The 9,256-nt window shown below is 71.2% G+C and carries 7 protein-coding genes; 4 read left to right on the forward strand and 3 right to left on the reverse strand.

The features are described 5' to 3' along the window. Positions 1-368: sensor histidine kinase (locus AC16DP_RS48655; RefSeq protein WP_483957102.1), on the forward strand; the 368-nt coding region annotated here is incomplete at its 5' end. Between the two features lie 22 nt (positions 369-390). Here the strand turns inward: AC16DP_RS48655 and AC16DP_RS48660 are convergent. Beyond that, the gene (locus AC16DP_RS48660; RefSeq protein ID WP_329731172.1) at positions 391-1,050 is read right to left on the reverse strand and encodes a glutathione S-transferase family protein; all 660 of its coding nucleotides are present in this window, start codon (positions 1,048-1,050) and stop codon (positions 391-393) included. Positions 1,051-1,469: 419 nt separating this feature from the next. Here AC16DP_RS48660 and AC16DP_RS48665 point away from each other — a divergent pair, with 419 nt between their 5' ends. Then, a complete protein-coding gene (locus AC16DP_RS48665; RefSeq protein ID WP_329731171.1) occupies positions 1,470-2,471 on the forward strand; it encodes a DUF1521 domain-containing protein in 1,002 nt (333 codons plus the stop codon). A gap of 22 nt (positions 2,472-2,493) precedes the next feature. Then, a complete protein-coding gene (locus AC16DP_RS48670) occupies positions 2,494-3,012 on the forward strand; it encodes a tetratricopeptide repeat protein (protein ID WP_329731170.1) in 519 nt (172 codons plus the stop codon). 33 nt (positions 3,013-3,045) lie between these two features. On the opposite strand, the gene AC16DP_RS48675 is transcribed toward AC16DP_RS48670, so the two are convergent. Then, positions 3,046-5,268 (reverse strand): carboxypeptidase regulatory-like domain-containing protein, encoded by a 2,223-nt coding sequence (locus AC16DP_RS48675; protein ID WP_329731169.1) that lies wholly within the window; start codon positions 5,266-5,268, stop codon positions 3,046-3,048. 165 nt (positions 5,269-5,433) lie between these two features. Between AC16DP_RS48675 and AC16DP_RS48680 the strand changes: the two genes are divergently transcribed. Next, positions 5,434-6,675: a hypothetical protein gene (locus AC16DP_RS48680; protein WP_483957103.1), complete on the forward strand. Its 1,242-nt coding sequence runs from the start codon at positions 5,434-5,436 to the stop codon at positions 6,673-6,675. A 35-nt stretch (positions 6,676-6,710) separates the two neighbouring features. Here AC16DP_RS48680 and AC16DP_RS48685 read toward each other — a convergent pair whose 3' ends face one another. Beyond that, positions 6,711-9,113, reverse strand: coding sequence for a S1 family peptidase (locus tag AC16DP_RS48685; protein ID WP_329731167.1), 2,403 nt, complete (start codon positions 9,111-9,113; stop codon positions 6,711-6,713). Between the last annotated feature and the right edge of the window lie 143 nt (positions 9,114-9,256).

The following is a 9,256-nucleotide window of genomic DNA, read 5'->3' on the forward strand; positions in this document are numbered from 1 at the left end:
AGGGCGACGAGGCGCGGCTGGTGCAGGTGTTCGTGAGCGTGCTGCTCAACGCGGTGCAGGCGATGAACGAGCTGGACGCCCCGCGCAACGTGCTGCGGGTGTCCGCGTACACGGGCCCGGCGGGCGAAGCGGTGGTGGAGGTGCAGGACACGGGCGTGGGCATGCCACCCGAGGTGCTGGCGCGCCTCTTCGAGCCCTTCTTCACCACGCGGCCGGCGAGCACGGGCCTGGGGCTGTCGGTGAGCCACGCCATCGTCACGAGCCTGGGCGGCACGCTGCGCGCCGAGAGCCGCGAGGGCGTGGGCACCACCCTCACCGTCGTCCTCCCCGCAGCCCTCCCCTCTCCCTCTGGGAGAGGGCCAGGGTGAGGGGGGTGCATGCGCAACCCCATCAACTGGCGGGCGGCGCGTTGCTGGCGAAGGGCTTCATGTGGTCGGCCAGCGCCTTCTGGAACGCCGGCCGCGCCTCACACCGCAGGCGGTAGGCCTCGAGCACCGGAACCTCCGCGACCAGCTCCGTGTGACGCAGGATGCGCAGCACCGTCGTCATGAGCAGGTCCCCCGCGGTGAAGCGCTCCTCGAGGTACTCCCGGCCTTCCATCCACTTCCCCAGTTCCGCGAGCCGGGCCCTCACCGCCGCGACCACCTGCGGCCGGCGCTGCGTCACCCACTCCTCTCCCGCATGGAACAGGTCCACCTCCGCGAGGTTCTGGATCGGCGGCTCCATCGTGTTCAGCGCCGCGAACATCCACGTCTTCGTGCGCGCCCGGGCCTTCGGCTCGGACGGCATCAGCGCCTCGGAGCGCTCGGCGATGTGCAGCACGATGGCTCCGGACTCGAACAGCACCAGCCCGTCCTCCTCGTAGGCCGGCACCTGGCCGAAAGGCTGGAAGCCACGATATTGCCCGGTCCGCTGGTCCTCCGGTCCGATCAGCCACTCCTCGTAGGGAAGGCCCGCCTCCTCGAGCGCCCAGCGCACGCGGAGCTCGCGCACCACGCCCTGAGCGAAGGGAGGAACCCACCGAAACGCGCTCACCCGGATCCTGCTCATCCTATCGTCCTCTCGCGTGGACCTCCCCGGCCAGGAGGCCCCGGGTGGATATCATCGCGCGACGAAGGGGAGGTTTCCCATGACGGACCTGGCGTCTCATGCTCGGCACGCGGGCGCTCGGGTATCTCTATGAATAACTGAGACCCGGACACATCCGCTGTCCGCCAGGCGACGGCCCTCTGCGACCCCCGTGTGGATGGCCCGTCCGGGCCACGTGCCTACCCTGACCGGACGCGAAGAGCCAGATGCACCCCAGCCTCAGGCCTCTCCGCGAATCGGACAATCCACCCCACGTCCGCCTCGGAAAGGACAGCGCCGTGAAATTCGATACCACCAAACCCATGGGAATGGGTCCCGGGCCGAGCCCGTTCGCGGGCCAGAGATGCCTGAACAGGGCGGAGGCGCAGCTGGTGCGCACCATGGCCAACGCCTTGAAGGCGCTGGGCTCGAGCCACCGGCCCGGACGCGGCGACTGCTTCCGCCCGGAGCGGGCCCCGCCGAACTGGTGCCAGCAGCCTCCCCGGCCCTGCCACACGTCTCCTCCGCGGCCCCAGGACTCGTGCCACCCGCCCGGCAGCCTGAAGACGGACGACAAGGGCGTCGTCACCACCCCGGGCGGCTACAAGATCGAGGCCACCAAGCAGCACGAGTGGATCATCAACGGTCCGGACGGCAAGAACACCAAGATCTGGGGCGACCCGCACGTGGCCGAGGGCGACGGCGGCAAGTGGGACTTCAAGCGCGACAGCACCTTCGTGCTCGGCGATGGCACCCGCATCAACTGCGCCACCGCTCCCCACGGCAACGGCGCGACGGTCACCTCCAAGCTGGAGATCATCGCCGGCAACGACCGCGTGCAGATCACCGACATCGACAAGGGCAAGGGCAAGACGGGCACCGTCACCCAGGACGGCTACGCCCACGCCAACAGCTTCGGCAACAAGGACGTCTTCGTCATGGGCCGCGAGACGGATGACTGGTCCTTCCAGGGCCGCGAGGTCACCGGCAGCAAGAATGGCGGCGAGTCCTTCGAGCTGGGCGGGACGCTCGAGGCCGGAAACACGCCTCCCACCCAGGGGAACCCCGGTGCCCAGCCGGCGTCCGGAGGCTCCATCCTCCCGGGTGAATACAACCCGGCGGTTGGCGGCTCCCAGCAGCCGTACGCCCATCAGTTCCAGCAGCTCTTCGAAAGCCTGTCGCAGCTGTTCTCCCAGCTGGCGCAGATGTCCGGCGGCATGGGGGGCTGCCACATGGGCAGCGAGCACCTGAGCGCGCCGGGCCAGGAGGGTCCCTATATCGACCGGCGCGAGAAGCACCTGCGCAAGTGCTTCGACGACATGGGCCAGATGATGGATGCGTTCACGCGCATGAACGATCTCCGTCAGAGCCTCCACACCCACCGCGGCCACTTCAGCGCCTGACCTCTTCAGGAGGAGAGCTCCCATGAACCCGAATCCCCAGACGCCGAACGCCGCCCCCACTCCGAACACCACCGAGTGGGGAGAACGCCTCATCCGCGGGCAGATCACTCCCGCGCAGTACCTGGGCCTCTCGCAGAAGCGGCTCTATGAGATCGCCTCGCTCGGCCACAAGCTGTTGACGGAAGGCCGGCTGCAGGCCGCGTTGGATATCTTCAAGGGGCTGGTGGCCGCGTCGCCGTATGACAGCGTCTTCCATTGCAACCTGGCGTCCACGTACGCCCAGCTCCAGCGCTTCCCCGAGGCGATGGAGGCGTTCACGCAGGCGCTCCAGCTCAACGTCGCCAACGTGGATGCGCTGGTGGGGCGCAGCGAGCTGTTGCTGCGCGAGGGGAAGGTGGCCGAGGCGCTCCGGGATCTCGAGGCGGCGCTGCGGTTGGATCCGGAGGCCCAGCGGGAGAGCACCCAGCGCGGGCGCGCCACGCTGCTGGTGCTGCAGGCCATGGCGGACGAGGCGGAGAAGGCCCCGGGCGGCAAGCCCTGAGCCCCACCGGGCTCCCCTCCAGGCGAGGGGAGCTCACGTCCCGTCGAGGACGATGGTTCCCAGGTCCGTGTCCACCTCCTCGCGGACGGACACGGAGTGCCGCATGCGGCGGAAGCCGGGCACATCGACGTCGTCCCCGACGGTGAACTCCAGTTGGAGCGTGCCGGTACACCGGATGGGCACGGAGAAGTGACCGTCCTCGTCACGCCACCCCTGGTGGCTCACGACGAAGGAAGGGACGGGGGAGCCATCCTTCTGGACGAAGCGTCCGGAGGCGGTGGCCTGGCGCAGGAGGAGGACCCGCCGCTCCCGCTCGCCCGGCTTCACCGGCAGCGCGATGCGTCCGTCCTCCTGCTCCGCACAGGCGAGCACGGAGTCCTCCTTCGTCACCACCAGCTCCAGCTGCTCCCCCGAGACGCTCTGGAAGGAGAAGCGGCCATCCGGCCCGGTCTGCTGGCTCCCCCGAGACATCCGGATCGGCCTGCCATGGTAGAAGACCTGCGGACGCAGGGCGCTGCGGAGCTCGACCCGGGCGCCCTCGACGGGCTGGCCGCGCGTATCCACCACGACACCGGAGAGCACCTGCCCCGGCTCGAAGCGCAGCCGCACGCGCGTCTCGCCCTGGCCCACCTCCACCACCCGCTCGGTGGTATGCGTCACGTCGTCCTGCGCGAACTCCGCGGCGAGCCGGTAGCGCCCCTCGGGAGGAGCGCTGAACGAGAAGTGCCCCTTCGCGTCCGTGCGCGTGTGGTCGAGCTGATGTCCCGGCCCCTTGCCGGCCTCGGGCCAGACACTCACCTCGGCTTGTGACACGGGCGCGCCCAGCTCATCCACCACCTCGCCCACCAGACGCGGCCGGGGTTCGCCCGGCGCCTCGGGCGCGGCCTCCTCCACCTCCTCGCCCTCGAGGCGTTGAAGGACGAAGTCCACGGTGCTCGTCCCGGCCTTGAAGACGGCCGTATGGCCGTCCTCTTCAGAAACATGGCTCGTGGACGTCACCTCGAGCCGCAGCCGTCCAGGCCTCGCGGGCCCCACGCGGTAGCACCCCTCCGCGTCCGTCATCCCCGAGGCCACGGGGATGGCGAGCGGATCCTCTTCCTCCTCGTCCTGCTCGGACAGCTCGACGCTCACGCCCTCGAGGGGACGCCCCGCCTCGTCCCGCACGACACCCGTCACCTCGACGACGGGCTCCAGCTCCAGGAGGATGTCCGTGCGCTCCGCCAGGAATTGGGACGGCCCGTCCTCCGTGTGGAAGTCCACCCGGGCGCTGGCCCACAGCCCATCCCGAATGGCGGTGAGCTCGAAGCTGCTGGGGAGCAGCCCCTCCAGGGTGAACCGCCCCGCCGCGTCCGTGAGGACCTCGCGCTCGGCGTCCTCGCCGTACACCCAGGTGATGACGCTCGCCCCCGCCGCTGGCGCCCCGGCGGCCCGCACCTGCCCGGAGATGCGGCGGGGACGGTACAGGATGAACTTCCGCTCCAGCTCCGGGCCGTAGGCGGTGAACGTCGTATGCATGGGCAGGAAGCCCTCCCGGGAGACGAGCAGCACGTACTCGCCCCGGGGCAGGGGGCCCAGGCGGTAGTGGCCCGTGGCGTCGGTGACGGCCTCGAAGAAGCGGCTGTGGGCCGTGAAGATGGCGGTGACGAGCACCCCCGCCACGGGCACGCGCTCCTCGTCGCTGACGAGGCCCGACACCCGCACGCCCTCGCCGAGCAGCAGCTCCACCCCCTCGGCTCCGGCCGGCACGTCCTGCCGCAGGCCCACGCCCTCGGGGCTCTCCACCCAGAGCGCGTAGCGGCCCGCCTTCAGGCCCTCCAGCGAGAAGGAGCCGTCATCCCCGGTGGTGGCCCGGGCGAGCACGGGCGCGTCTCCGGTGCGCTCGTTGACCAGTCCGGACAGCCGGAACGACGAGGCGCAGTCGAGCAGGGATTGCTCGGGGTCCTCCTCGCCCGCCCGCCGGCAGGGCAGCGCCGAGAGCGACTCCCCCGCCACCACCCCCGAGGCGAGCACCCGCGCGCCCGCCACGGGTCCCCGAGCGTTTCTCACGGTGCCACGGATGCGCGAGGACGGGTCCCCGGTGGTGGGAGGCTCGGACGGGAAGAGGGCCTGGAGCATCGGCCCCGCGCCCGTGCGCGCGGCACGGGAGTCCCCCGGGCCGCCAGAAGAGGACACCCCGGGAGCACCGCGCGAGGCGAGCCACAGCACCAGGGCCAGCACGCCCAGTACGGCTCCCCACATCCAACCGTGTCGCTTCATGACAGTCCTCCCACGCGCCTCCCGGGGAGCGGTGCGCCAGAGAGGGAAGCATAGCGTGCCGCCCGGGAGAGCCGGAGCGGGTTGGGGTAGACTCCCTCGCGCCGCATGTCTTCAAGCACTTCACCCCGTCCCGCACTCGCGGCCTCCGTTGCCTCGCCCGGAGACGTGCGAGTCCAGCTCGAGGGAGCCTGGGAGGTGCTCGAACAGGCCCATGCCCAGGAGACGGCCCTGCTGAAGGCGCTCGCCTCCTTCCGGTGGAGGAAGCACCTCCAGCGAGACCCCGAGCTGCCGCGGCGGGTACGGGAGCTGGAGGCCCCGCTCGCGCAGGCGCTCGAGCGCGTCGAGCACCGCCTGAGCCAGGAGTCCTGGCCCGGCAGCCATCCCCTGCACCGCCTCACCCGTCAGCTCCGCGGCCTGCGGGCTTCGCTGGAGAGACGCGTGCGCCAACGGCTGGCCTTCTGGGAGCCGGAGGGGGAGTGGAGCTTCGCGGAGGGACTCGCGCGTCTGGAGGTGAGGGCACGCGATTCCCACCTCCAGGTTCCCGGCGAGCCCGAACCCGTGCTCCTGACGGGGGGCGTCGACTCCACATGGGGCAGCGCGATCGCGCTCTTCCTGCTCCAGTGCTGGGGTTTTCCCGCGGCCAGGCTCGGCCTGGACCGCATCGAGACCCTGGTCTCAGGCGTCCTCATGATCGCGGGCATTCCCCTGCTCGTGGGACTCCTGCGGCGGAGGGCACGGTTCTGGCTCACGCCCCGGAGGCTGGTGTGGCGCACGAGCCGTGGCCAGGTGAAGGAGCTGCCCCTGGACTCGCTGCGCTACGCCACCACCCACCCCTTCTTCGCCAGGAACGGGCTGGTCGTGCGGCGGGAGGACGGACCGAGATCGCTCCTGGCGGGAATGGACAAGCTCCAGGCCCTGATGGCGGTGCTCGCGCTGCGGGAGCTACCCGTGTTGGGGTTGCGCGAAAAGGCCCTGAGCGCTCCCACGTCCCCCCTGGCCATGTTCCCCGCGGTGCGCGGGGAGAAGACCGGCTCGCGCAGGAATCTCCGCTCGGGTGTGCTCGTGATGCGTCCCGGCCAGCTCGTCTTCCTCGAGGACAGCCACCTCTGGAACATCGTGCGGAGGCTGGTCCGCGAGACGCCCGGCCACTTCTACGGGTTGACCCTGCTCATGCTGCTGGAGCAGCTCCAGCTGCTCCCCGAAGCGGAGTTCGACCGGCACCTGGAGCAGCTCACCCCCACCGGCAGTGGCTATCGCTGGTCCTTCTCCGAAGTGACCCACGGCCTCACCGCCGACGACAAATACAAGGTCCACCTGCCGGATGGCACGGAGCTCACCGGGGTTCCCGATGCCACGCAGCAGGCGGCCCTCAGCCGGGTCCTTCAACTCGGCCGCTCGCGGACTTGACCCTCACGTGACGTGAGGGTGCATCCTGCGCGGCCTCACGAGCCCCAGCGCAGGGCCGCCGCCGTGGCGGGCCCCACGCGGACCTCCTCCAGCGACTCGGGCAGACGCCCCTGGGCCTCTCCCAGCGGCACCTCGCCCACCATGATTTCCGCGGCGGGCTGGGGGTAGAGGGGCTGGAGCCCAGGCTCGGCCAGCCCCTCGGGCACGCGCGCATGGCCCCGCTCGTCATAGGCATCCGCGGCGCCCAGACAGTGGAAGAGCTCGTGCGCCACCGCCGTCAGCTCCAGCGTGAGCCCCGTGTCCTCCAGCAGGCCCCGCACCAGGCCCACCGAGCCACCCGCCTCGGCCATGCCCTCCACGAAGCGTGCGCCGTCCTCGCCCGGCGGCTCCAGCATCACGTAGATGCGGGCATCCAACGTGCGAGCGGACAACCCGGCGGCCTCGTCCACGGCGGACAGGGTCCGGGACAGCGCCCACGCATGGCGGGCCCGAGCCACCAGCGAATCCTCGGGCGGCGACAGCTCCAACCCGGCCGCGGGCTGGGGGCCGGCCAGGACGAAGCGAACGGGACGCCCCAGGTCCGAGCGGTAGCGTGCCGCCTCGCGCTCGAGCCAGTCCTCCAACCGCCCCACGCCCTCGCGCCAGGCCTCGCGCACCTCGGGCTTCACCTCGCCGTGGGCGAGCAGCACCACCGCCACCTCCAACGGCCGCGCCCACGTCAGGCGCCGCTCGCGGGTGCGCTGGCGCGAGGTGCCCCATTGCACGATGAGCACCAGGACGGCGAGCAGCACGGAGACGCGCATCCACTTCGCCCGGGTGCGGCGGGCCCGCGCGGCACGGCACCGGGCGCAGAGCGGCTGACCCTCGGGGCCCCTGCACAGCACGCACACCAGCGCGCGGCAGTCCTCGCAGGGCGACTCCGAGGCCAGGGAGGGGTGACTGCCGCACAGCGAGCCACCGCGCCCGGCCACCGGCACCGGCTCGCAGGCCACCCCGTGCTGCTGGAGGGAGGCCACCAGCCGCCGCGCCTCGGACTCCTCCAAATCCCGGGGCAGGACACGAGGCTCGGCCATCAACTGGCGAGCCGCCTCCAGGGGAAGTTGAAGCGCCCGCGCCAACACCAGCGCGGCCCCTCGGGAGCTGGAGGCCTCCACCTGGACTCGGAAGACATTCGCCACGAGCGTCAGTCTAAGCCAGGAGGAGCAGGTCCTGTCTGAGGGGGGCTCCGGGCGCGATGGGGAGCAACTGGTCCGACCATCGGACCAGTCGGCACGCCGCGCGGCCGGAGGCGGCCCCGTGCATTCATGCAGGAGCACCCCTGAAAGAACTGACTTCCTCAGACAGGCCGCCAATGCGAGCAGCGCGGCGAACGCCATCCCCGAGCTACCGCGGCTTCCCGAGACAGCACAGCCGCCCTCGCTCTCCTCGTCCTCGGGTGCGGCCGATTCACAGGGCAGCCATGACCGGCACGTCCCACCCGCCTTCACGCACAGCCAATCCCCCTCGGGTCCGGAGCAGTCCGCGCCGAAGCGGCCGGCCTCGAGCCCCGCCACCGCGCAACTCTTCTCCCCATCGGACCGGGTGACACAGGCCATCCCGAGCGGGCAGTCGGCGTGGCCCTGACACCGCGCCGAGCACGCATCCACGGCGGGCTCGAAAGGCGGCCGCGTGGGCGGTGCTCGAGCCACATCGTCGAGAATGGCTTGGAGGAAAGCCGCATGCACATCGACGCGCATGTTGGTGCCCCTCGTGCAGGAGGGATCTCCATACGAGGTGACACCGACGAGGCGCTCGGCCCCCTCGTCCCCCAGGAACAACGGACCGCCACTGTCGCCGCCACACGACATCCCGGGCGAGGCCACGATGGAGAAGGTTCCCGGCTCGACCGCCGTCACCCGGGCCGAACCGCTGCGCCGGCTGCCCGTCCTGCCCTCGTCATCGAGGCCGAATCCCACCACCCGCACGGTCCGCCCCACCACGTCCGCCGGCAGGGACACATCCGCCAGCGGCACCGGCGCGACGGGCGCGTCCTCCGCGAGGATCAGTACACCGATGTCGTTCCCCACGGCGTTGAAGGCGGGATGCAGCCGGCCCTCGAGGACACGCACGCGCTCGGAGGGGAGCGCCCGCGCTGGCTCGGGCGAGAACACCACCGAGAGTACCTGCGAGACGTCGGGGCTCTCCACGCAATGTGCCGCGGTCAGGACGACCCGGGGGGCCACCAACGTGCCCGTGCACAGGACCGGAGAGGCCTCGTCCGGCTCACCGCAGAGCGGCGACACCGGGACGATCGCCACCACGGCGGGGGAGCCCGGCTCGAGCACGCCCCCGGTGATGGCTTGCCGCTCCATCCGAGGCGAGGGCGCGGGAGCCACGCCGCACGCCGCCACCAGGAGGAGCAGCACGGCAGCGGGCCACAACAAGGGGAAGACCCTCACCCTGACCCTCTCCCAAAGGGCTCATACTTACCCAGAATCAGCCTTGGGAGAGGAGAGGCGGTGGAGATGCATGCGGTAGATGGTTTCCGCATGCTGAAGCTTCTCCCAGCCACGCCAGAGCGTGCGCCAACCGGGCTCGCCGT

This window comes from Archangium sp., from assembly GCF_057119385.1.